We start from the raw sequence: 21717 nt of genomic DNA, 5'->3' as shown, positions 1-21717 counted from the left end.
GGACTTTCCCGTATGGCGTGCTGCGCCGCGTAATGGGGAGGCGATGCGGGCCCGTGGGCCGGTAAAGCACGCCCGTCAGCGCTTGAGGCTGAGCCAGACGTTATGGCCGTCGTGGAAGGAGGTGACCTCAACCGTCTCCCCCGCCATCAGGTCCAGCGGCCGGCGCGGCAGGTAAAGGCCGGGCTGCCAGCCCGACGCCTCGGTGGGGGTGAGGGGGCTGTTCTCGAATTCCACCCCGTCCCACAGCTTCAGCCATATCCACTGCAACAGGCCGACGCAGCGGCCGTCGGCGGTCACCGGCACGGCCAGGTGGCCGCGCCAGCTTTGACCCGGCTGGGGATCGGCCAGGTCCACGGTCAGGGCCTGGAAGGGGGCCGACAGCGGCGTGAAGGGCACGATGCGGTCCAGCCGGACGGCGCGGGGGGCCAGGCGGTTGAACTCGCCAAGGTCGAAGCCGCAGACCTCATCCACGAAGAAGGTGCGCTCCATCGCCCGGCTTTCGGCCAGCAGGGCGCGCACGCCACCCGCCTGGGGGATGATGCGCGCCTCGGGCGTCAGCAGCCGGTCCTTGGCGTCGCGCACCGCCGGCAGCACCCGTTCCGACAGCAGGTCGCTGGACAGGATTTCGGAGACCAGCAGGTCGGCCGGGCGCGGCAGGTCCTTGCCCACCGTCACCGCGCCCGACGGTTTGGCGATGACGGTGACGCGGTCGGCGTAGCCGTTGGCGGCGATGATGGCGCGCGCCGTCTCCGCGATGACGGGATCGGCCTCGCAGGTATAGACATGGCCGGCGCCGGCGCGCGCCGCCATCATGGCCAGCAGGCCGGAGCCGGTGCCGATCTCCAGCACGATGTCGCCTGGACGCACGGCGGCGGTGAGGGCCGCCTCATAGGCCGCGTTGCGCTCCACGTCGTTCATCATCGGCACGTGCCAGCGCGGCGTCAGGGCGGTGCGCAGCTTGGCCAGCTGCAGTTCCGCCTCGATGAAGTCCGGCTTCAGCTCCAGCGCCGTCTCGGTGTGCACCACCGCCTCCGCCAGGCGGCCCAGGTCGCGCAGGGCCGCTGCCAGGTTGAAGCGGTTGATGGGGTCGTCCGGCTCCGCCGCCACGGCGCGGGCGAAGCTCTCCGCCGCCTCGTTGGCATGGCCCAGCTTCTGGTGGCAGAGGCCGATGTTGAAGTCGCGGCCGCGCCAGGTGGGGTCCAGGCTGACGGCCTTGCGGAAGGCGTCCAGCGCCTCTTTCCACTGGCCCAGGTGCTTGCGCACCGTACCCAGGTTCCAGTGCACGGCGGAGGCGCGCGGCAGCATGCGGGCGACCTCGCGGTACACGGCCTCCGCCTCCGCCCAGCGGCCTTGGTTCTGGTGCTCCACCCCCTGGGCGAACAGTTCCTCGGCGGGGACGGTGGGGCCGGCGGGCGGCTTGGGAGGCTTGGCCATGGGGGCAGGCGGATCCTAAAAGGAGGGGAGGGTCAGGGCTTCAGGCTGCGGCCGAAGCGGGTGCTCCAGTCGCCGCCGGGGCAGGTCAGGTCGCTCTCGGCCTTGCAGAAATGGTTGGTGTAGGCGGTGAACTGCGCGCGCGCGATCACCCGGTCCAGCGGCACGAACCCCAGGTCGGGATAGGGGAAGCGGCTGTCCTGGCTGTTGTCGCGATTGTCCCCCATCAGGAAGACATGGCCGGCGGGCACGGTATAGACGCCGGTGTTGTCGGCCGGACCTTCATCGCTGCGCTGCAGGACGGCATGGCGGGCCAGGCTGCCGTCGGTGGCCGGCAGGTCCTCCACATATTCCGTCACATGCACGGTACGGCCGTGGTCGTCGCGATAATCGTAGGCGCCCGTCTCATGCCGGCCGATCACCTGGCCGTTCAGCACCAGCCGCCCATGGGTGATCTGCACTGTGTCGCCGGGCAGGCCGATGACCCGTTTCACCAGGGCCTCCGGCGCCCCCTCCGGCTTGAGCACGACGATGTCGCCCCGCTGCGGCAGGTGGGACAGCAGGCGGCCATCGGCGGTGGGGATGAACCCCTCCGGCAGGGTGATGTCCGGGGAATGGCGGCTGTAGCCGTAGGCGTACTTGGCAGCGATGAAGTGGTCCCCCACCGCCAGGGTGGGCAGCATGCTTTCCGAGGGCACGTAGTAGCTGCCGAAGGCGAACGCCCGGAACGACAGGACGCAGACGCCCCAGATCAGGATGAAGCGACCCCATTCCAGTACCGCGCGCCGCATCGCCTTCCTCCGTTCCCTGGTCGCAGGCCCGCCGGGCCATTGGCGGCGATGATGCCGAAGGGCCCCGGGCCTTGTCCATCCCGGCGTTGCCGCACGGGAACCGGGCGCTGCCTTGACCGTTGGCGTCGGAGGTTGGGGGACGTTATATGCTTGACCCTGTTGATCCTTCGCCGATGGAGCCTGCCATGGACGAACCCGTCGACCGTGTCGCCACCCACGTCATTCTGCACGGCCGGGTCCAGGGCGTCTTCTACCGCAACTGGACGGTGGGGCAGGCGCTGGAACTGGGCTTGGACGGGTGGGTGCGCAACCGGCACGACGGCACGGTGGAGGCCCTGTTCGCCGGCCCGCCCGCCGCCGTGGCGGACATGGTGACCCGCTGCCGCCGGGGGCCCACACATGCCCGGGTGACCGAGGTGGACGCCACGCCAGGGACCGATCCGGGCGCCACCGGCTTTCACAAGCTGCCGAGTGTTTAGTGCGCCCTCAGGCGCCGGGCGGGCGCATCCGCGCCCTTGGCTATCCTCACGTTCCACTCCGCTGCGCTTCCCGGAAAGTTCCGGCGACCGCGGTCGCGGTCTACGGCGTTAGTTAAAGCTCATGCCGCCGATCAAAAAACAAAGGCCGCGTGGCCTGGTCAGGCGGCACGCGGCCTTTTGAAATTGTGAACGTTAGCAGGGGCTACAGGCTAACTGGCGGCGGCCTGCTGCCGGGCCTCGTTGGGATCGCGCAGGACGTAGCCGCGACCCCAGACGGTTTCGATGTAGTTGCTGCCGTCCGTCGCCTGCGCCAGCTTCTTGCGCAGCTTGCAGACGAAGACGTCGATGATCTTCAGCTCCGGCTCATCCATGCCGCCATAGAGATGGTTCAGGAACATCTCCTTGGTCAGGGTGGTGCCCTTGCGCAGGGACAGCAGCTCCAGGATGCCGTATTCCTTGCCCGTCAGGTGCAGGGGCTGGCCCGACACCTCGACCGAGCGCGTGTCCAGGTTCACAGTCAGCGCGCCGGTGCGGATGACGCTTTCCGAATGGCCCTTGCTGCGGCGGACGATGGCTTGCATGCGGGCCAGCAGCTCGCGCTTGTCGAACGGCTTGGTCAGGTAGTCGTCGGCGCCGAAGCCCAGGCCCTTCAGCTTGGCGTCCAGCTCCGTCAGGCCGGAGAGGATCAGGATGGGCGTGGTCACCCGGGCCGAGCGCAGGCGCCGCAGCACCTCATACCCGTCGATGTCGGGCAGCATCAGGTCCAGGATGATGATGTCGTAGTCATACAGCTTGCCGATCTCCAGGCCGTCTTCGCCAAGATCGGTTATGTCAACGATGAACCCTTCGGATTTGAGCATCAATTGGATGCTCTTGGCCATCGACGGATCGTCTTCTACGACCAGTACTCTCATGGGCGTCTTCCTTGAAAGGGGTGTAGTCTCAAGGGAGCGGGGATGTTAACTGCCGGCTAGGTTAACAGATGCCGCGGCATTATGCTACGCGGGTAAGGCTATCCTTTAGCTATCTCACCCGTTGTGGGCACCACTCCGGAACCCGTCGCGGGATCGGGACGATTCGGGGCCGTAACAGCTTGATATAACCGGATTTAGGGCGTGAGAGACGGGCAATGATGTACGATCCCAACCTCCTGATCCCCGAGATCGAGGCGCTGGCCCCCTTCAAGATCTTCGGGCGGGTCACGTCGGTGCTGGGCATGCTGGTGGAGGTCGGCGGTGTCGAACGCCGCCTGTCCATCGGCGGCCGGTGCCGCGTCATATCGCGCGGGGGACGGCCTGTGCCGTGCGAGGTGGTCGGCTTCCGCAACGGCAAGGCCCTGCTGCTGCCCTATGGCACGCTGGAGGATATCGGCCTGGGCTGCCGCGCGGAGGTGAGCGAGGGCCAGCCCGAGATCCACCCCACGCCCGCCTGGCTGGGCCGGGTGATCAACGCCCTGGGTGAGCCATTGGACGGCAAGGGGCCCTTGCCCCTGGGCCCCGTGGGCAACCCGATCAAGGCAGCGCCCCCGCAGGCCAGCACCCGCAAGCGGGTGGGGGAGAAGATCGACCTGGGCGTGCGCTCCATCAACACCTTCCTGTCCTGCTGCCGCGGGCAGCGCATGGGCATCTTCGCCGGCTCCGGCGTGGGCAAGTCGGTGCTGATGTCCATGCTGGCGCGTTACACCGCCGCTTCCGTCACCGTCATCGGCCTGATTGGCGAACGCGGGCGCGAGGTGCAGGAGTTCATCGAGGATGATCTGGGGGAAGAAGGCCTGGCGCGCAGCGTCGTGGTGGTGGCCACCAGCGACGAGCCGCCGCTGATGCGCCGCCAGGCCGCCTACATGACCTTCGCCGTGGCGGAGCATTTCCGCGACCAGGGGCTGGATGTGCTGTGCATGATGGACAGCGTCACCCGCTTCGCCATGGCCCAGCGCGAGATCGGCCTGTCCGCCGGCGAGCCGCCCACCACCAAGGGCTATCCGCCCACCGTGTTCGCCGAGCTGCCGCGCCTGCTGGAACGGGCGGGCCCGGGGGCGGGCGACGGCACCATCACCGGGCTGTTCACCGTGCTGGTGGACGGCGACGACCATAACGAGCCCATCGCCGACGCCGTGCGCGGCATCCTGGACGGCCATATCGTCATGGAGCGCCGCATCGGCGAGCGCGGGCGCTATCCCGCCATCAACATCCTGCGCAGCGTCTCGCGCACCATGCCGGACTGCAACACGGATGAGGAGAACGCGCTGGTCATCGCCGCCCGCCGGCTGATGTCCTCCTACAGCGATATGGAGGAGATGATCCGCCTGGGCGCCTATCGCCGCGGCAGCGACCCGCAGGTGGACCGCGCCATCGAGCTGAACCCCCATATCGAAGGCTTCTTGCGCCAGGGCCGGCACGAGCGCAGCGATCTCGCCACCGGCTACGCCCAGCTGCAGGCCATCCTGAACGGCGCCAGTTGGCCCGTCTGAGCCGAACCGGGATCACCCTAACCCATGAAAAGCCTGAAGGCCCTGATCCGGCTGCACAAGAACCAGGTGGACGACAAGCGCCGCCACCTGACGCAGCTGCGCGACCAGGAGGACCGGCTGACCCTGCAGCGCCAGCAGTTCGAGGCGCAGGTGGAAATGGAACGCCAGCTGTCCGGCACCTCCGTCGACATGGCGATGGCCTTCGCCAGCTACCTTCCCCAGATCAAGCTGCGCCGCAACGCCATGGAGACGGCGCGCCAGCAGCTGATGATCGCCATCCAGCGGGCGGAGGAGGACTTGGCCCAGGCCTTCCAGGAACTGAAGCGCTTCGAACTGGCGGAGGAGGAGCGCATCCGCAAGGAGAAGGCGGAACTGGCCCGCAAGGAAGCCATGATGCTGGACGAGGTCGCCGCCCAACGCCACCTGCGCCAGCAGGAAGAGGGCGGGATGGGGGAGGAGTAGGAATTATCACAACGGCGGCGCGTTGTGATTGGCTAGGCTAGCATCAGTGCAAATTAGAATGGCCGCATGCAGGGGACCTGCATGCGGCCTGACCCTCACTTGCTCTTTTTCTCATCCTGGCTAAGGACAGAACCAGCGAGCTGTTTCGCTTCCTTAGCAGTTGGCTTGTGACCGGCGAGAACCTTTCCAGCGAGACTGGAAACCTTGGTACCTGACTGTTTGATGGCCATGTATGTGGTCCTTTCCACAATGGGAATGACAAGATTCCTAAGTTTTGATAAAAAGGACCGGCATGGGGTGGTTTCGCCACCCCATGCCGGTGTATTGCCTATAACAAACAGGCGATGTGCCGCATCGCGTTACCTCCTTTCTCCCTGACCTGGGTTAGGGGTTGATGCTTGGAAAGGCCCTGGGTTCCAGCCGGGGCCTTTCTGTTTTGTGTCAAGCGGGCTGGCAGATGACAGCAGGCTCCTTGCGAAGGGTGATGCTGCACTGAGTATATGAGAGGCGACCTCTGCAATCTTTTCAGATTCGTGGTCGTGAGCGCCTTTCACAGGCGTCGGCTCATTGTATGATGTTGCATCACTTGTGGTGGGTATATTCTCGTCGAGCGTAGGTGTTGTGGCGGTTGGCGTTGCAATTTGCGGCGCAAGTGTCCAGCCCAAACCCTTGGTGAAGGCTACCCGACTATCGCGAGACAAGAATCCTGCCAGATTAGCGCTTGGCTGCTGTCCTCCGATCTCGTAACCCATTGAAATAAGGGCGTTTGCTAGTTCGGCGTTTTTCATCGGCCGACCTGTATCTCGCATAATTTCCAGGCTGGCTTCTACGAGGCGAGCCCCTTTCGTGCCCCGATTTTCAACGGAACTGCGCTTCGTTGTGGCGCCGAGGATGGTTGTTGCGCTGCTGTAGCGCTCTGCCATCTCGATAAAGTGCAGCAATTTAACGCGATCGTTCTCGAGGCCGCGCAGATCCTCCTGAAGGCGGCTAATTTTCGCCTCCAGTTTCTGCAAATCAGTTCGTGCGAGTGAGAGCGTGTCCATGCCATTGTTCTATAGCTAAGGCAGGGACGAGTCAACGAACTCGAGTGAATTGACTTGCAGTGAAGTGATTTTCGAGTGCCGGGTGCCTTCAGTTGAAATCATCGGGGTGCGGCCCCAGGCGGCCGCGCGGATCGTCCAGGCCGGCGATGCGGGCCTTGTCCGCCTCATCCAGGCGGAAGTCGAAGACGGCGATGTTCTCGCGGATGCGGTGCGGTGTGGCGGACTTCGGGATGACGCCCAGGCCCAGGTCCAGGTGCCAGCGGATGACGATCTGCGCCGCCGTCCGTTCATGCTTGCGCGCGATTTCCACCAGCACCGGGTGGTCCAGCAGCTTGCCCTGGCCCAGCGGGCTCCACGACTGGGTGACGATGCCGTGTTCCTCATGGAAGGCGCGCAGCTCGCGCTGCTGGAACCGGGGATGCAGCTCGATCTGGTTCACGGCCGGCACCACGCCCGTCTCCTCGATCAGCTGGGCCAGTTGCGGGGCGGTGAAGTTGGACACGCCGATGGACCGGGCCTTGCCCGTTTCCCGCAGGGCGATCAGCGCCCGCCACGTCTCCACATAGCGCGCGCGGGCCGGGGTCGGCCAATGGATGAGATAGAGGTCCACGGCGGGCAGGCCCAGGCGCGACAGGCTGTGGTCCAGTGCCGCCACCGGCGCCTCCGTCCCATGGCTGTCGTTCCACAACTTGGTGGTCACGAACAGGCTGCGGGCGGTGATGCCCGTGCTGCGCAGGCCCCGGCCCACGCCGGCCTCGTTGCCGTAGATGGCGGCGGTGTCCACGAGCCGGTACCCCGCCTCCAGGGCCGCGCCAACCACGGGAGCGGCCTGGCTGTCCGGCGTCTGCCAGACGCCCAGGCCCAGCTGGGGCATGACGCGACCGTCGTTCAGGGTGAGGGTGGGCTGGTTGTCCATGGGGCACGTCCCGCTTGTTCACGTCCGAGTATTCATGGCCGAGGGCGTTAACCAAGGTGGGACGGCGGGGGACCGAAACAAGGGGTCTAGATGCGCGTGGCGGACCCCACGCCGCCGGCGGCGGCGCTGGCGGCATGATCGACCCAGCCGTGGGCGCCGGTCTGGAAGGCCAGCGCGCCGCTGTAGCCCACGGCCGCCAGGCTGTTGCTGTAGATGCCGTGCAGTTCCCGTGTCAGGCTGCTGGGCAGCAGCTGGCGGGTGCGGATCACCAGGTCGAAGCGGCCGGTCCAGATCAGGCCGTCCAGCTGCATGGGGCCCAGCTGCGACAGCTGCAGGTCGATCAGGAAGCGGCGCAGCGGGCGGTTGCGAACCCCGCGCGCGCCGCCTTCCTCTTCCTCGCCCTCTTCGTCGTTGATGGCGCGGACATGGACTTGCAGGCGCCCCACCTCATCGCCGAAGGGCACGGCGAAGGTGCGCCAGCCTTCCTTGTTGGGTTCCGCCGCCTGGGTGGCGATGCTGTTGAAATCATCGGTGAGGCGGGCGGACAGGCGGCCGCGTCCCGCCTTGCTGAGCGTGGACATCGCCTCCGACCCCAGCCAGCCGCTGGCGTCGCCGCCGCGCAGGGCCGCCAGGAAGATCACCAGGGTCTTGGTCAGCTGCGGCGTGGGGCGGGGCAGCACACTGTTGATCAGCTGGTGCGCCAGGGCGGGGTCGCTGGCGGCAATGACCGCCAAGGCCTCCCGCAGGGCCGGCCAGTCGCGGCCCCGCGCCGGGTCGATGGGCGGCGGCACGGCGTCCAGCTCCGGCGCCGCAGCGGCGGTGGCCAGCTGCACCTTGGTGCCCACGGGCAGGTCGGTGCGGGCCTGCAGCAGCAAGGTGCCCCGGGGGGTCTCCACCACCGGCTGGCCGGTGCGGGTCAGGGCCACCACCGTGCCGGGCAGGGGCGGCAGAACGCCCGGCCGTGCCAGGGCAGGGTTTAGCGGCGCCTCCGCCGCATCCTCCGGCGGCAGGATGCCGGGGCCGGCAGCGGGCGTGCCAGCGGGTGTGCCGGCGGGGGCGGCTTCCAAGGGCATGCCCGGCCGCTGTACGGACAGCAGGGTGAAGCTGAGCGTCTGCCCTGGGCTGGGACTGGGGGGCGTGCGCAGGGGGGAAATGTAGGGGGCCGGCGCCGCCGGCAGGGGCGTGCCGGGCAACGCCGCCTGAGGGGGTGAGGCGCCAGGCGCCTGGGATGGAACGCCAAGGGGGGAGGTCGCCATACCGCCGCCCATGGCCGCCGACGGCCCGGCTTGGCCGGCGGGTACGGCCAGCGCCGGGGGACCGTTCGGGATCTGCGGAGACGCAACTTGGCCTAAGGGTGCGGGTGTGTTCTGTGCCAATAGATTCGTCAGGGGGGCCGCCGCGACGGTGGCAACCTGTGGCGCTAGGGCCTGTGGTGCCTGGTCGTTTGGGACGGGCGTTGCCGCCGACGGTGTGGGCGAGGTGATCGGCTGCCCCTGCGGTGGCGTCGTGGCGGGCAGGGGGGAAAAGGGGGCGGCGGTGCCGGAGGGCAGGCCGGTGCGAACGAAGCTGGGGCGTGCCGCATTCAGGAACAGGCCGCCGCTGACGAAGGACGCCTCATCCGTCACCGGGGGCACGACGGTGGGAGAGGGGGCAGCGCCCGATTGCGGCGCCGGTGATGGTGTGCCGGACTGTGTCCGTGCTGTTCCGGACTGCCCCAGATCCGGCAGGAACTCCGGCACGCCCAAGGCAGCCAGCAGGGTGGCGGCACGGTCGAGCGGCGCGGGGGCCGCCGGTTGGGACGGCACTTGTGGGGCGGGCTGCTGCGCTGACGTGGAAGGAGGGGCGCCGGCGGTGGGGGATGCTTGCGTCCCGGCCGGTCCGGTGTCGGGTGCGGCGCTGCCGGGCGTCACCGGAGCCATGGGTGACGGTATGGCGGTGGTTCGGGTGGGGGACGGAGTCGCTGGGGATGAAACCGGCGACGGCAGGCCCGTGGCGGACTGGCCGTCGGGCGTGGGCGTGGCGGTGGCTGGCGTGCTGCCACCGATTGGCACCGGTGCTTGAGACGTCGGGGGCGGGGCGATGCCGGGCAGCAGGTCGGCCAACGAGGGCGGGTTGGTGCCGGCGCCAGGGCCGGGCATACCGACTGTCGTCTGCGCGAACAGCAGATTTGCCAGGGTGCTGGTGGCCGAGGCGGGAATGGGCGTGCCCGTGGGGGTGGGAGAGGCCTGGCCGCCGGCTGCCGGCAGGGCCGTGGATGGGCTTGCCCCGGACAGGGTTGTCCCAGACGGGGTGGTCGATGAGGGCTGGCCGGTGCCCGTATCCGGAGCGGTGGCGCCTGTCTGTGGGGCCGTGGCGCCGCTGCCGCTGGCTGCGGCGGGACTGGGTGCCGGCTGGTTCGGTGCCGATTGGTTCGGTGCCGATTGGTTCGGTGATTGCTGTGGGGAGTCGTCCGTCAGGTCGGGCTGGTCGCCGGTGTCGCCCTGGGCGCCGACGATCAGGCCCAGCCCCTGGCCCTGGTTGATGTCGGATACCGGCACCTGGCTGTTGGGCACCTGCGTGCTGGCGCTGTTGGATGCGGGGGCGGGGTTCAGCAGGATGGCGGCCAGCGTCGTGCCCACCTGCAAGGCCGGCAGGCCGGCGGCGGGGTTGGGCAGCTGGACGGCTGGCTGCGGCTGGGGTTGGGCGGTCGCTGCGGCTTGGCCGCTGCCGCCCGTCTGCGCTGCCCCCTGGGCCGCCCCTTGCGTCGCCGCCTGCGCCACCACGGTGGCGGTCAGCGCGGCGCCCGTGGTCTGTGCCGGGATTTGCAGGGTGACCGGGCGGTCGGTGGGCAGGGGGGCGTCGGTGCGGACCTGCACGTCGCCGGCGGCGGTGCGCACCGTGGCTTGGTCGCCCTGCTGTTCCGTGACCATACCGCTGACAGCCAGGGCCCGGGCCAGGCCGGTCAGCTTGTCCGGCAACTGGGTCACCATCACCTGCCCCAGCACGGTGGGGGCGGCGCCGGCCCCGGCGCCCGCCGTCTGGGTAATGATGGAGGGGGTCTGGACGCCGCTCATGGCCGGAGGCTCCACCCCTTAGGGGGCGGTCCCAGTCCGATCAGCGCCGTCCAGCCGGGGGCCACGCCGGATCAGCCCCCTTGGTTCAGGCGGTTGGCCACCATCTCGATGTCGTGGGCGGCATCGGAGGTGGGAAAGCGCATGAACAGGGGCGACTGGTTGCGGATGGCCTCGCGCACCTTGGCGTCGCGCCGGACGATGCCGCCCAGCTTGGGCGACATCTTCAGATAGCGCTGACAGACGGTCAGCAGCTTCTCATACGTCTTCTCGCCCAGCGCCTTGCTGTCGGCCATGTTGATGACCACGCGCAGGTCGGCCATGGGGTTGGCCTGGTAGCTGAGCTTCAGGAAGGCGTAGGCGTCGGTGATGGAGGTGGGCTCGTCCGTCGTCACCACCAGGGTGGTGCCGGCCGGGCCGGAGAAGGTGCGCACCATGCGGTCCACACCGGCGCCGAGGTCGATGACCACCCAGTCATAGCTCTTGGCCACGTCCGCCAGTTCCGTGCGCAGCTGGGTCAGCCGCGCCGGTGGCAGGTTGGCCAGGCTGCCGGAACCGCTGCGGCCGGCGATGATGTCGAAGCCGCCTTCGGGGAAGCGCTGGGCCGCCCCTTGCAGGGTCACCATGCCGTCGATCACCTGGCCCAGGTCGCGCTTGGGCATCAGGCCCAGCTGGATGTCCACGTTGGCCAGGCCCAGGTCGCCGTCGAACAGCAGGATGCGCTTGCCGCTGCGCGCCAGGGCGTGCGCCAGGGTGACGGAGAAGAAGGTCTTGCCCACGCCACCCTTGCCGCTGGCCACGGCCAGGATGTTCTGGCGCCGCAGGGGCATGACGTTGTCGGCGGTGGCGAGGGCCGCCGGCGCGCCGGTTGGGGAGAGGAGGTCGTTCATGCGTGGGTCCCCGTTTGCTTGGCGCGGCGTTCGCTGGTTTCAGAGCCGGGCATCATCAGGCGGGCGAGCGATGTGGGTGAGAGGGGCGTCAGGCCTTCGGCCGCGCGCGGGCTGGTGCTGGCGTCGCACAGGGCCAGGCCGGCCTCGTGCGCGGCGGTCAACATGCTGCCCAGGCGCCGGGCCATGTCCAGGCGGGTGGTCAGCAGGCGGCGGGCGCCCAGGGCGCGGAAGGCGCGGGCCATTTCCGACGCCTCCACCGGGTCCATGCCGGCGGGCAGCACCAGCACCGGCTCGATGTCGGCGGCCACCAGGAAATCGCGCAGGTCGTTCAGGTCGGCCTGGCTGTAGGGATTGCGGCCGGCGCTGTCGACCAGCACCTGCTCCGCCCCCCGCTGCACGTCCAGGGCGTCGGCCAGGGCCAACGGATCCTCCACCGTCATCAGCCGCAGCTTCAGCACGCGGGTGAAGGCGGCCAGCTGGTCGATGCCGCCCGCGCGCACCGTGTCGGTGGAGATGACCCCCACCGGCCGGCCCTTCAGGGCGGCACGGGCGCACAGCTTGGCCACCGTCAGCGTCTTGCCCGCACCCGGCGGGCCCACCAGCATCAGCGGCTTGGGAAAGCGGCCCTCGGGCAGGGGCTGGAAGGTGAAGACGGACTCCAGGGCGGCGGCCAGCAGGGTCTGGGCGTCCTTGGCGTCGAAGTCGGCGATGCTGTCCATCAGCCGCTGGTTCAGGTCGGCCGGCAGGCCGTGGCGGAACAGGATATCCGTCACCTGGTCGGCGGGGTCGGGGGCCAGCGGGTCGTGGTAGCGGTCGTTGAGGGCGGGCATGCCCGGAACGGGGATGGACTCCTCCACCGCCGCCGTCACCCGGACGCCGACGCCTTCTTCCTCGCGCGTGGCGACGATGATGGCGTCATCCCCCAGCACCTCCCGGACAAGGCGCATCGCCTCACCCATGGTTGGGGCATGAAAGGACTTCAGCCGCATGATTGTCCTGCCCTAGGGGCCATATCCACTCCACCTCCCCACAGGGGCCCACCCCCGAGGGACCCTGCCACCGGAACCGCCGCGGCTGCACCCGCCGCCCACGGCATCTGAAACCCCAACCTCAACCCTGCGCCGAAGCGGCCGAACGCTTCCCGGTTCGGCCATCCTGGCACGACGCCCCATCAAGAGCGCTGTGCCAGGTCATTTGCGCGTATGCGGGCATTAACCCGGCTTGTCTGCCGTCAAAAGGACAAATACGTCAAGGACCCAAGGATGGCATCTTATTCGGACCGTTGCATCAGCGATAAGGGCGTGCGGGCGCAGCTTCCGGCCCGCCGTGTCATTTACACCGCGCTTGCTTAATTTTGCGTTAGCCATGTTCGGTGACGCCCCACATCATCCAGGCGGAAGACCGCTTCGTCCTGCCGCCACCCCCGCTATTTCTATACCCCCGGCCGCCCCTGCGGCTCTTACACTTGTCCCAAGGTCTTGATCTTGGCCTTGGGATGGATTTCATTCTGCGACATGACGGCGGTGGCCGGCCGGAACCGCTCGATGATGGAACGGACGAAGGGCCGGATGCCCGGGCTGGTCAGCAGCACCGGCGATTCCCCCATCATGGCGTGGCGGTCGTAGGTCTGGCGCACGGCGGTGATGAATTGCTGCAGGCGCGACGGCGCCATGGCCAGGTTGCGCTCGTCGCCTTCGCCCACGACGGATTCGGCGAAGGCCTGCTCCCACTCCGGCGATAGGGTGATGAGGGGAATGTAGCCCTGGTCGTTGGTATGGCTGTCGGAGATTTGGCGCGACAGGCGGGCGCGCACATGCTCCGTGATCTGGGTGATGTTGCGCGTGTAGCCCGTCGCCTCCGACACGCCTTCCAGGATGGCGGGCAGATCGCGGATGGAGATGCGCTCGGCCAGCAGGCTTTGCAGGACGCGTTGCAGCGCGCCCACGCCGATCTGGCCGGGGATGACGTCGGCCACCAGCTTCTGCTGTTCCTTGTTCAGCTCATCCAGCAGCTTCTGGGTTTCGGCGTAGGACAGCAGGTCCGCCATGTTGTCGCGCACCACCTCGGTCAGGTGGGTGGTCAGCACGGTGGGCGGATCCACCACGGTGAAGCCCTTGAACAGCGCCTCCTCGCGATAGGCCGGCTCGATCCACATGGCGGGCAGGCCGAAGGTCGGCTCCGTCGTCACCTCGCCCGGCAGCTGGATGGGCTCGCCACGCGGGTCCATGCAGAGCAGCATGTTGGGGCGCACGTCGCCGCGGCCGGCCTCGATCTCCTTGATGCGGATGACGTAGCTGTTGGGCGGCAGCTGCAGATTGTCCTGGATGCGCACGGCCGGCATGATGATGCCGATCTCGCTGGCCAGCTGGCGGCGCAGGCCCTTGATCTGGTCGGTCAGGCGGTGGCCCGCGTCGGTGTTGATCAGCGACAGCAGGCCATAGCCCAGTTCCAGGCGGATGAGGTCGATGGCCAGGGCGGAGGAGATGGGCTCCTCCGGCGCCGGCAGGGGGGCACCGCCGGGGCCGGCGGGGGCGCCGGGCGCGCCGCCGGCTTCCGCCCCCACCATCTGGTCCGACCGTGCTTTCCGCAGGCGCGGCAAGTAGTAGGCACCGGCGAACAGGGCGATGGCCAGCGAGACGAAGGGCAGGAAGGGCAGGCCCGGCAGCAGGGCCAGGGCGCACAGCAGGAAGGCGCTGAGGCCCATGGCCGAGGGGTAGAAGCTCAGCTGCCCGAACAGCGCCTTGTCGGCGGACCCCGTCTGGCCCGACTTCGACACCATGAGGCCGGCGGCCAGCGAGACGATCAACGCCGGGATCTGGCTGACCAGGCCGTCGCCGATGGTCAGCTGGGTGTAGGTGGCGCCCGCCTTCAGGAACGACATGTTCTTCTGGCCGACGCCGATGATCATGCCGACGACGACGTTGATGAAGGTGATGACCATGCCGGCCACGGCGTCGCCGCGCACGAACTTGGACGCGCCGTCCATGGCGCCGAAGAACTGGCTTTCCTCCTCCAGTTCGCGCCGGCGCTTCTTGGCCTCGCCCTCGTCGATCAGGCCGGCCGACAGGTCGGCGTCGATGGCCATCTGCTTGCCGGGCATGCCGTCCAGGGTGAAGCGCGCCGCCACTTCGGCGATACGGCCGGAACCCTTGGTGATGACGGTGAAGTTCACCATCACCAGGATGGCGAACACCGTCACGCCAATGATGAAGTTGCCGCCCATGATGAAGCCGCCGAACGCCTGGATGACGTGGCCGGCGGCCTGGGTGCCCTCATGCCCATGGCCCAGGATCAGGCGTGTGGATGCCATGTTCAGCGCCAGGCGCAACATGGTGGACACCAGCAGGATGGTGGGGAAGGAACTCATCTCCAGCGGCTTCTGGATGCTGAGCACCGTCATCAGAATGAGGACGGAGAAGGTGAAGGAAACGGCGAGGCCGAAATCCAGCAGGAAGGTCGGCAGCGGGATGACCAGCATGACCAGGATGGTCACGATGCCCAGCGCGAACAGAATCTCCGTCCGCTTCAGCAGCGCCGGACCGGCGGTCCGCGCGTTGCCGAACAGGGACTGCAGCATGTTGCCGCCGGAGGCCGCGGTCTGGTCAGCCATGGTCTCTCTTCCCGGTGCCTGTCAGGTGTCCGTTCCCTCGCCTTACATCGCCGCCCGGTCCAACTCGCCACCCGCCGGCGGCGGCACGGCCACGCCCTCATCGCTGTACTGCTTCAGCTTGTTGCGCAGGGTGCGAATGGAAATGCCCAGGATGTTGGCGGCATGCGTCCGGTTGCCCAGGCAATGGCTGAGCGTGTCGATGATCAGGTCACGCTCCACATCCGCCACGCTGCGGCCCACCAGGCCGGCAGTGCCGGAGGCGCCGGGCTCGCCCGCCGGGGCGGCCGGGGGCTGGGCGGCGGCGGAGGCGCGGGCGGCCACCGGGGCCACCGCGCTGTAGCCTTGCGCCGGCGCCGCCGGTTCCGCACCGGTCAGCAGGATGGCGTCGGTGCCGATCTCCGTCCCGCGTGACAGCAGCACGGCGCGGTGCATGGTGTTCTCCAGCTCACGCACGTTGCCGCGGAAGCGGTGGGCCTGCAGCATGGCCAGCGCTTCCGGGCTTACCCTGCGTTCCGGCAGGCCGTTGGCCTCGGAATATTTGGTGGCGAAGTGCTGTGACAGGATGGCGATGTCGGCCGGGCGTTCGCGCAGGGGCGGCAGGGCCAGGTTCACCACGTTCAGGCGGAAGAACAAGTCCTCGCGGAAGCGGCCGGCCCGCACCTCCTCCTCCAGGAAGCGGTTGCTGGTGGCCAGTACGCGGATGTCCACCTTCACCGGCTGGGTCCCGCCCACCCGGTCGATCTCCCGTTCCTGGATGGCGCGCAGCAGCTTCGCCTGGAGGCGGATGTCCATCTCGGAGATTTCGTCCAGCAGCAGGGTGCCGCCGTTGGCCTCCTCGAACTTGCCCACGCGGCGCGCCACGGCGCCGGTGAAGGCGCCCTTCTCATGGCCGAACAGTTCCGATTCCAGCAAGTTCTCCGGGATGGCGGCGCAGTTGACGGAGACGAACACCGCGTTGGCCCGGCGGCTCTTGCGGTGGATGTAGCGGGCCATCAATTCCTTGCCGGTGCCGGACTCGCCGGTGATCAGCACGCTGGCGTCGCTGGGGGCGATCTGGTCGGCCAGGCGCAGCACGCCCCCCATGGAGGGGTCGCGGCTGACGATGGCATGGCTTTCCTCCGCCACCGCTTCCAGCACGGCAGCGATCAGCTGCGCGTCCGGGGGCAGGGGGATGTATTCCTTGGCGCCGGCGCGGATGGCCTTCACCGCTGCTTGCGCGTCGGTCGCGACACCGCAGGCGACCACCGGCACGGTGATGCGTTCGGTCTTCAGCGCCTCGATCAGCATGGCGACGTCCAGCTTGACGTCGATCATCACCAGGTCGGCGCCCTGGCCGCCGCGCAGGGCGTTGAGGGCACCGCCGATGCTGTCGGTGTGGGCGACCTTCGCGCCCTTCTGGAGCGCGATCTTGCCCGCCGCCGTGATGTAGCCTTCCAGCGTCCCTACGATCAGCAACCGCATCGCTCAAAACCCTTTCAAACCGGGACGCCCCACCGGGGACGCGTCCGTCGTCCAACCATCAATCGTAATGGTTCAGCCGCAGCTCCGGCGGCAGAACCGTGTTCATCATCATCTCCAGCCGGCGCGGATTCTCCTGCCGGGCGATGGAGATGGCGCCCAGCATGAACAGCGTGTCCACGATGGCCTGGGCGTCGGTGTTGCGTTCCAGCTTTCCGGCCAGCGGGGCCAGGGCCATGTTGCCCACCAGCGCGCCGTAGAAGGTCGTCAGCAGGGCTATGGCCATGGCCGGGCCGATGGCCGCCGGGTCCTGCAGGTTGCCCAGCATCTGCACCAGGCCGACCAGGGTGCCGATCAGGCCCATGGCCGGCGCCACTTCCGAGGCGCGGCGCAGCACGGCGGCGCCATGGCGGGACCGTGCCTGCTGCGCCTCGATCTCGGTGCGCAGGATGCGCTCCACATCCTCCGCCGCGATGCCGTCCACCACCAGCTCGATGGCCCGGGCCTGCAGGGGCTCGACCCCCTTGTCCTTCATCAGCGGCTGCAGGGTCAGCGGGCCGTTGCGGCGCGCCGCCTCCGCCATCTGCAGGACATAGCCGGAGACATCGGCGATGTCGGCCACCGGCCGCATCAGGGCGCGGGCCAGCTGGCGGCGGCAGGCCGCCAGGTCCTCGCGCGCGAAGGACACGATGGTGACGGCGATGGTGCCGCCCACCACGATCATGAGCGAGGGCACGTTGATGAAGGCGCGCGCGTGCCCGCCGAAGGCCAGGGCTGAGAACACCAGCGCGAACCCCGCCGCCAGGCCCAGCACCGTGGTCAGGTCCAGCCCGTGGCGCACCCGCACCGGCTCCGGCAGGGGGGCGGACGCCGGCGCCTGAGTCCCCACCGGATGGGCCGGCCCCTTGGTCTCGTTCGCCGCCTCCGGCGCCGGCGCGGCCGCAGCCATCCGTCCGGCGGCGGTGCCGGCGGCGCGCAAGGTCGGGGAAGGGGGGCGGCTGTTCAACGGTCTCTCTTTTCTCGATTACGGATCAGGTCTCGATTACGGATCAGGTGCGTTCGGACTTGATGATTTCCGTCATGGTCACGCCCAGGCGGTCTTCCACCACCACCACCTCGCCGCGCGCCACCAGGCGGTTGTTGACGTAGATGTCGATGGCCTCGCCCACCTTGCGGTCCAGTTCCACCACTGCGCCGCGGCCCAGCTTCAGCAGTTGGCTCACCTGCATGGTGCACTTGCCCAGCACGGCGGAAATCTGAACCGGGATGTCGTAGACGGCCTCCAGGTCCTTCACGATAGGGGCGCCGTCGGCGTCCATGCCTGCTTGGCCGTCGAAATCGTCCAGGCTCATCGTTTCCCTCGTTTCTCACCGCCGGGGCGCCGCCCGGTCACGCATCCTAACAACACTGGCCCATAACATGTTGGCCTATCACGGCCTATACGCTCATTCCGCCGCTTCGCGGCCATCTTCCAGCGGGCGTCCCAGATTGCCGGCGATGCGGTCGATCTCCGCCCACAGGGCGGCCACGTCGCGCTCGGCGCCGCCGTCGCCCCAGTCGGCCTTGCAGTCCAGTTCCCCGGCGCGAGGATCGGCCACCACGGCGACGGAGCCGGCGAAGCCCTGGCGCGCCGCCATGTCCTCGATCTTCTCCTTGATGGGGGCCAGCCAGTTCTCATGCACGCGCACCAGCAGGCGCGGTTCGTCCGACAGCTCCGCCAGGAAGGCGTTGACCGATGCCTCCACTTCCACCAGGCCATGGCGCTTGACCATGGCGGGGAACAGCTTGCGCACGATGGCCAGCGCCATGCGGACGGTGTTCTGGGCGCGCAGCGCCCGGCCCTGTGTCTCCGCCTGGATCAGCTGCCCGACACTGCCCTGCAGTTGCGCCAGCACGTTGGCCAGTGCCAGCGCCGACTGGTCGGCACCGGCCTGCATGCCCTCGGCATGGCCCTGGGCGTAGGCGGCTTCGCGCGCCATGCGCACCTGCTGCTGCAGGTCGGCCAGGCTGAAGGTGGGTTCCGGCGGCGGTGGGGGCGGGGGCGGCGGTTCCGGCGGCAGCTCTGGCACAACAGGGGGCGGCAAATCCTCCGCCACCTCAACGCGGCGGCCCTCGGGATCGAAGGAATTGTCGAACAGGAATCTGCGGATGTTGGTCATGGGCTACGTCCGCGCTCAATTTTCCTGGTACAGCCAGTTCCGGATGATGGATACGGCCTCTTCCGGGTGCTTTTCGACGATCTCGCCCACCTTGCGCAGCGAGGACGCGCGCACGCGGCCATCGACGCGGTTGATGTCGATCATCTGTTCCAGTTCCTCGTTGGCCTGGGCGGCCTCCAGCGCCAGCTCGCGGGCCAGCGCGCCGCCGCCGGGGCCGGCCAGCTGCGGCACGCCGCTCTGGTCGGACAGCAGGTCGGGCTCCTCATCCAGCTGCGGGGTGCGGTCCAGGGCGCGGGCCACCAGCGGCCGGATGACCAGCAGGATGACCAGGATGGCGACGATGGCCAGCACGATGGTTTCGGCAATGCGGAACACATCCTGCTTGGGCAGGCCGAACAGCGTCTCTTCCTTGGCCTCCAGCTCGCCCTCGGGGGTGGCGAACTTCATGCTGACCACGTCCACCGTGTCGCCGCGCGAACCGTCGAAGCCGATGGATGATTTGACCAGGGACCCCAGCTTCTGCAGCTCGTCATCCGAGCGCGGCTGGTACTGGGCCACCCCCTTGTCGTCGGGCACGTAATTGCCGTCGACCAGCACGGCGACCGACAGGCGGCGCACCTGGCCGGCCTCGCGCTCGTGGACCTTCACGGTCTTGCTGATCTCGTAATTGATGCGCTCGTTGGTCTTGGTGGTCTTGGAGCTGGAGGAGCCGTTGGTGGTGTTCTCGGCGTTGGCGGAGGGCAGGTTGTTCGCCACCGTCACCGGGTCCTGGCCTTCCTTGTTGATGTCTTCCGAGTTCTCGTTGTTGGTCTCGGTGGAGCGCACGACCTGGCTGTCGGGGTCGAAGATCTCGCTGTTCGTCGTGATATGGTCGAAATCCATGTCGACCGTCACCTCCGCCCGCACCTTGCCCATGCCCACGGTGCGGCCCACGATCTCCTCGACCTTGTCGGTCAGGCGCTGCTGATAGGCGAGGCGCTTTTCTTCCGCCGTCGCCATCATGGCTTCCTTGCTGTCGGAGCCCATGCCCCGGGCCAGCAGGTTGCCCTTGTCGTCCACCACCGACACCATGTCGGGCTGCAGTCCCGGGACCGACGCAGCGATCAGGTGCTGGACGCTGGCCACCTGTTCCTTCTTCAGCTGCTGGCCGGGCCGCAGGCGCAGGACGACGCTGGCCGTGGCCTTCTGCGTTTCACGGCTGAACAGCTCGCGCTTGGGCAATACCAGGTGGATGCGGGACTGCTGCACCGGGGCCAGGGTGTTCACCGTGCGCGACAGCTCTCCCTCCAGCGCGCGCAGCTGCTGGACGGATTGCATGAAGCTGGTGGTGCCCAGGCTTTCCGCCTGATTGAAGATCTCATAACCGACGTTGCCGCCGGTGGGCAGGCCCTGCTGGGCCATCAGCATGCGGATGCGGCCCACCTGGTCGGCGGGTACCTCGATGCGGGTGCTGTCCGGGCTGACCTGGTAGGGCACCTTGGGCTGCATCTGGTCCAGTTGCTGCACGATGGCGCCGCCGTCGCTGGGCGACAGGTCGCTGTACAGCAGGGCCATGTTGGGCGAGGAGCCGTTGAACAGCAGGAAGCCGAACAGGGCCAGGATCAGCAGCGCGACGCCACCGATGGCGCCCAGCCGTACCGGCCCCAGATTACGCAGGGTCTGCAACAGGTTTTCCAAGGTCCGCTCCCGGGCCGGCGGTCACCGAAAAATCACAGCGGAGTCTATAGTGTCGATTCCGCGTTTGCCAGGATTGTGGGAACGTTCAGGGAATGAAATAGGGGGTGCTGGGCAAAAATTTCCTACACACCGCAAAGTGTGTCATTTGCGTCACGCATTTTGCCACTTGGCGGAGTGTTGCATTCAACAAGAGCTACCTCGCTGGCGAAATTTGCAAAATGCAATAACTGAGGAAGGCGCCGCCAAAGCGACTTGACTATATTTCGCTAATTAGCTAAATACCGTTATTATGAATCGCGTCTTTAAAGCCCTGGCCGATCCCAGCCGCCGCCGCATCCTGCAGCTGCTGCGGGAGGGGCCGTTGTCGGCCGGCGACATCGCCCGCCATTTCGACCTGGCCAAGCCCACCCTGTCCGGCCATTTCGCCGTGCTGCGCGAAGCCGACCTGGTGGACCAGGAGCGTCAGGGCACCACTATCTACTACCGCCTGAACCTGTCGGTGCTGGAAGAGGCGCTGTCGGGCCTCATGGACAGCATGGGGATAGGGCAGGGGGAGCGGGCGGCCCATAGCCCCGGTCTGGTCAAACCGGGAAAATAGCGGTCCCGCGAGGAGCATGCAGATGTCCGCTCGGTTCTATTGGCTGATGACGGCCCAGATCCTGGCCGTCATGGTGCTGGTCAGCATCTATACGCTGGCGCAGGTCGGGATGGAGGCGACCCTGCCCATCCATTGGGGCGCCAACGGTCAGGTCAATGGGGTTGCCCCGGCACCTTGGGCGCTGGCGATCCTGCCCTTGACTGTCGTGGGATGGGCGGCGCTCACGGTCCTGCTGGCCCGGTTTTCGCCCAGCGCGGCGGCCCTGGCGCGGTCAGGGACCGCGTGGCGCACGGCCTGTCTGTCGCTGACCGGCATGCTGGCGCTCACCCACTTCGCCCTAGTGGGTGGCGCTTTGGGCCACCCGGTGGACATGGGCCGCACCCACGCGCTGATTATGGGCGTGTTCCTGGTCCTGATGGGCAATGTGATGGGCAAGGTGCGGCAGAACGGTCTGCTGGGCATCCGCACGCCGTGGACGCGCAACGACGAATGGGTGTGGGACCAGACGCACCGCTTCGGTGGCCGACTGTTTGTGGCCGGCGGCTTCCTGCTGCTGGCGCTGACCTTGTGGCTGCCGCCGGCCCTGATCCGCGGGCCCCGCCTGACGATGGCGGTGCTGCTGCCCTTGGCCTTGATCTCGGTCCTCCGCTCCTACCTCTACTGGCGTGTCAGGCCCAACCGCTGAG

At 68.1% G+C, this 21717-nt stretch carries 20 protein-coding genes; 5 read left to right on the top strand and 15 right to left on the bottom strand.

Features of this window, described 5'->3' with window-relative positions; all coding sequences use genetic code 11:
- Positions 1-75: 75 nt before the first annotated feature.
- Both P5F91_RS15435 and lepB read right to left on the bottom strand, forming a co-directional pair.
- Positions 76-1434: a tetratricopeptide repeat protein gene (locus P5F91_RS15435; RefSeq protein ID WP_277907558.1), complete on the bottom strand. Its 1359-nt coding sequence runs from the start codon at positions 1432-1434 to the stop codon at positions 76-78.
- Positions 1435-1466: 32 nt separating this feature from the next.
- Complete coding sequence (gene lepB / locus P5F91_RS15430; RefSeq protein ID WP_277907557.1) at positions 1467-2222, bottom strand: signal peptidase I; 756 nt, start codon at positions 2220-2222, stop codon at positions 1467-1469.
- Positions 2223-2407: 185 nt separating this feature from the next.
- Here lepB and P5F91_RS15425 point away from each other — a divergent pair, with 185 nt between their 5' ends.
- Complete coding sequence (locus P5F91_RS15425; RefSeq protein ID WP_277907556.1) at positions 2408-2701, top strand: acylphosphatase; 294 nt, start codon at positions 2408-2410, stop codon at positions 2699-2701.
- A gap of 209 nt (positions 2702-2910) precedes the next feature.
- Here P5F91_RS15425 and ctrA read toward each other — a convergent pair whose 3' ends face one another.
- A complete protein-coding gene (gene ctrA, locus P5F91_RS15420; RefSeq protein ID WP_004274493.1) occupies positions 2911-3615 on the bottom strand; it encodes a response regulator transcription factor CtrA in 705 nt (234 codons plus the stop codon).
- A 215-nt stretch (positions 3616-3830) separates the two neighbouring features.
- Between ctrA and fliI the strand changes: the two genes are divergently transcribed.
- Positions 3831-5168 (top strand): flagellar protein export ATPase FliI, encoded by a 1338-nt coding sequence (gene fliI / locus P5F91_RS15415; protein WP_088871734.1) that lies wholly within the window; start codon positions 3831-3833, stop codon positions 5166-5168.
- Positions 5169-5192: 24 nt separating this feature from the next.
- Positions 5193-5630 (top strand): flagellar FliJ family protein, encoded by a 438-nt coding sequence (locus tag P5F91_RS15410; protein ID WP_277907555.1) that lies wholly within the window; start codon positions 5193-5195, stop codon positions 5628-5630.
- Between the two features lie 95 nt (positions 5631-5725).
- Here the strand turns inward: P5F91_RS15410 and P5F91_RS15405 are convergent, their stop codons facing one another.
- The 12 genes from P5F91_RS15405 to fliF form a co-directional block, all read right to left on the bottom strand.
- Positions 5726-5860, bottom strand: a complete 135-nt coding sequence (locus P5F91_RS15405) for a hypothetical protein (RefSeq protein ID WP_277907554.1) — start codon at positions 5858-5860, stop codon at positions 5726-5728.
- A gap of 129 nt (positions 5861-5989) precedes the next feature.
- Positions 5990-6673, bottom strand: coding sequence for a hypothetical protein (locus tag P5F91_RS15400; RefSeq protein WP_277907553.1), 684 nt, complete (start codon positions 6671-6673; stop codon positions 5990-5992).
- Positions 6674-6761: 88 nt separating this feature from the next.
- Positions 6762-7589, bottom strand: a complete 828-nt coding sequence (locus P5F91_RS15395; protein ID WP_277907552.1) for an aldo/keto reductase — start codon at positions 7587-7589, stop codon at positions 6762-6764.
- Between the two features lie 86 nt (positions 7590-7675).
- Positions 7676-10642, bottom strand: a complete 2967-nt coding sequence (locus tag P5F91_RS15390; RefSeq protein WP_277907551.1) for a hypothetical protein — start codon at positions 10640-10642, stop codon at positions 7676-7678.
- A gap of 71 nt (positions 10643-10713) precedes the next feature.
- Positions 10714-11529 carry a MinD/ParA family protein gene (locus P5F91_RS15385; protein ID WP_004274049.1) on the bottom strand — a complete coding sequence of 272 codons (816 nt, stop codon included), beginning with the start codon at positions 11527-11529 and terminating at the stop codon, positions 10714-10716.
- The gene (locus tag P5F91_RS15380; RefSeq protein WP_145609142.1) at positions 11526-12518 is read right to left on the bottom strand and encodes a flagellar biosynthesis protein FlhF; all 993 of its coding nucleotides are present in this window, start codon (positions 12516-12518) and stop codon (positions 11526-11528) included. The genes P5F91_RS15385 and P5F91_RS15380 overlap by 4 nt, the downstream gene beginning before the upstream one ends.
- A 470-nt stretch (positions 12519-12988) precedes the next feature.
- Positions 12989-15139, bottom strand: a complete 2151-nt coding sequence (gene flhA / locus P5F91_RS15375) for a flagellar biosynthesis protein FlhA (protein WP_145609143.1) — start codon at positions 15137-15139, stop codon at positions 12989-12991.
- A 42-nt stretch (positions 15140-15181) separates the two neighbouring features.
- On the bottom strand, positions 15182-16600 hold the full coding sequence (flbD, locus tag P5F91_RS15370; protein WP_277907550.1) for a sigma-54-dependent transcriptional regulator FlbD: 1419 nt from the start codon (positions 16598-16600) through the stop codon (positions 15182-15184).
- A gap of 58 nt (positions 16601-16658) precedes the next feature.
- The gene (locus P5F91_RS15365; RefSeq protein ID WP_246134234.1) at positions 16659-17603 is read right to left on the bottom strand and encodes a motility protein A; all 945 of its coding nucleotides are present in this window, start codon (positions 17601-17603) and stop codon (positions 16659-16661) included.
- A gap of 43 nt (positions 17604-17646) precedes the next feature.
- Entirely contained in the window at positions 17647-17949 is a 303-nt protein-coding gene (gene fliN, locus P5F91_RS15360; RefSeq protein WP_004273939.1) for a flagellar motor switch protein FliN, read from the bottom strand.
- A 93-nt stretch (positions 17950-18042) separates the two neighbouring features.
- Positions 18043-18756, bottom strand: coding sequence for a FliH/SctL family protein (locus P5F91_RS15355; protein ID WP_145609145.1), 714 nt, complete (start codon positions 18754-18756; stop codon positions 18043-18045).
- A 15-nt stretch (positions 18757-18771) separates the two neighbouring features.
- Positions 18772-20433, bottom strand: coding sequence for a flagellar basal-body MS-ring/collar protein FliF (gene fliF / locus P5F91_RS15350; RefSeq protein ID WP_088871724.1), 1662 nt, complete (start codon positions 20431-20433; stop codon positions 18772-18774).
- Between the two features lie 289 nt (positions 20434-20722).
- On the opposite strand from fliF, the gene P5F91_RS15345 reads away from it, so the two are divergent.
- Positions 20723-21031: an autorepressor SdpR family transcription factor gene (locus tag P5F91_RS15345; protein WP_145751495.1), complete on the top strand. Its 309-nt coding sequence runs from the start codon at positions 20723-20725 to the stop codon at positions 21029-21031.
- Positions 21032-21053: 22 nt separating this feature from the next.
- Complete coding sequence (locus tag P5F91_RS15340; protein WP_186454570.1) at positions 21054-21716, top strand: SdpI family protein; 663 nt, start codon at positions 21054-21056, stop codon at positions 21714-21716.
- The last annotated feature ends 1 nt before the right edge of the window (position 21717 follow it).

The sequence above is a fragment of the Nitrospirillum amazonense genome, from assembly GCF_029594735.1.
GTDB lineage: Bacteria > Pseudomonadota > Alphaproteobacteria > Azospirillales > Azospirillaceae > Nitrospirillum > Nitrospirillum amazonense.
This window is presented reverse-complemented; position numbering and strand designations above follow the sequence as displayed.

What these genes read in the sequence shown, in the direction of transcription:
- fliN (WP_004273939.1), bottom strand. Translation starts at nt 17,949, where the DNA reads ATGAGCCTGGACGATTTCGACGGCCAAGCAGGCATGGACGCCGACGGC.
- P5F91_RS15345 (WP_145751495.1), top strand. Translation starts at nt 20,723, where the DNA reads ATGAATCGCGTCTTTAAAGCCCTGGCCGATCCCAGCCGCCGCCGCATC.
- P5F91_RS15405 (WP_277907554.1), bottom strand. Translation starts at nt 5,860, where the DNA reads ATGGCCATCAAACAGTCAGGTACCAAGGTTTCCAGTCTCGCTGGAAAG.
- P5F91_RS15435 (WP_277907558.1), bottom strand. Translation starts at nt 1,434, where the DNA reads ATGGCCAAGCCTCCCAAGCCGCCCGCCGGCCCCACCGTCCCCGCCGAG.
- ctrA (WP_004274493.1), bottom strand. Translation starts at nt 3,615, where the DNA reads ATGAGAGTACTGGTCGTAGAAGACGATCCGTCGATGGCCAAGAGCATC.
- flbD (WP_277907550.1), bottom strand. Translation starts at nt 16,600, where the DNA reads ATGCGGTTGCTGATCGTAGGGACGCTGGAAGGCTACATCACGGCGGCG.
- P5F91_RS15380 (WP_145609142.1), bottom strand. Translation starts at nt 12,518, where the DNA reads ATGCGGCTGAAGTCCTTTCATGCCCCAACCATGGGTGAGGCGATGCGC.
- P5F91_RS15410 (WP_277907555.1), top strand. Translation starts at nt 5,193, where the DNA reads ATGAAAAGCCTGAAGGCCCTGATCCGGCTGCACAAGAACCAGGTGGAC.
- P5F91_RS15340 (WP_186454570.1), top strand. Translation starts at nt 21,054, where the DNA reads ATGTCCGCTCGGTTCTATTGGCTGATGACGGCCCAGATCCTGGCCGTC.
- P5F91_RS15425 (WP_277907556.1), top strand. Translation starts at nt 2,408, where the DNA reads ATGGACGAACCCGTCGACCGTGTCGCCACCCACGTCATTCTGCACGGC.
- P5F91_RS15400 (WP_277907553.1), bottom strand. Translation starts at nt 6,673, where the DNA reads ATGGACACGCTCTCACTCGCACGAACTGATTTGCAGAAACTGGAGGCG.
- P5F91_RS15395 (WP_277907552.1), bottom strand. Translation starts at nt 7,589, where the DNA reads ATGGACAACCAGCCCACCCTCACCCTGAACGACGGTCGCGTCATGCCC.
- fliI (WP_088871734.1), top strand. Translation starts at nt 3,831, where the DNA reads ATGATGTACGATCCCAACCTCCTGATCCCCGAGATCGAGGCGCTGGCC.
- lepB (WP_277907557.1), bottom strand. Translation starts at nt 2,222, where the DNA reads ATGCGGCGCGCGGTACTGGAATGGGGTCGCTTCATCCTGATCTGGGGC.
- P5F91_RS15390 (WP_277907551.1), bottom strand. Translation starts at nt 10,642, where the DNA reads ATGAGCGGCGTCCAGACCCCCTCCATCATTACCCAGACGGCGGGCGCC.
- flhA (WP_145609143.1), bottom strand. Translation starts at nt 15,139, where the DNA reads ATGGCTGACCAGACCGCGGCCTCCGGCGGCAACATGCTGCAGTCCCTG.
- P5F91_RS15355 (WP_145609145.1), bottom strand. Translation starts at nt 18,756, where the DNA reads ATGACCAACATCCGCAGATTCCTGTTCGACAATTCCTTCGATCCCGAG.
- P5F91_RS15385 (WP_004274049.1), bottom strand. Translation starts at nt 11,529, where the DNA reads ATGAACGACCTCCTCTCCCCAACCGGCGCGCCGGCGGCCCTCGCCACC.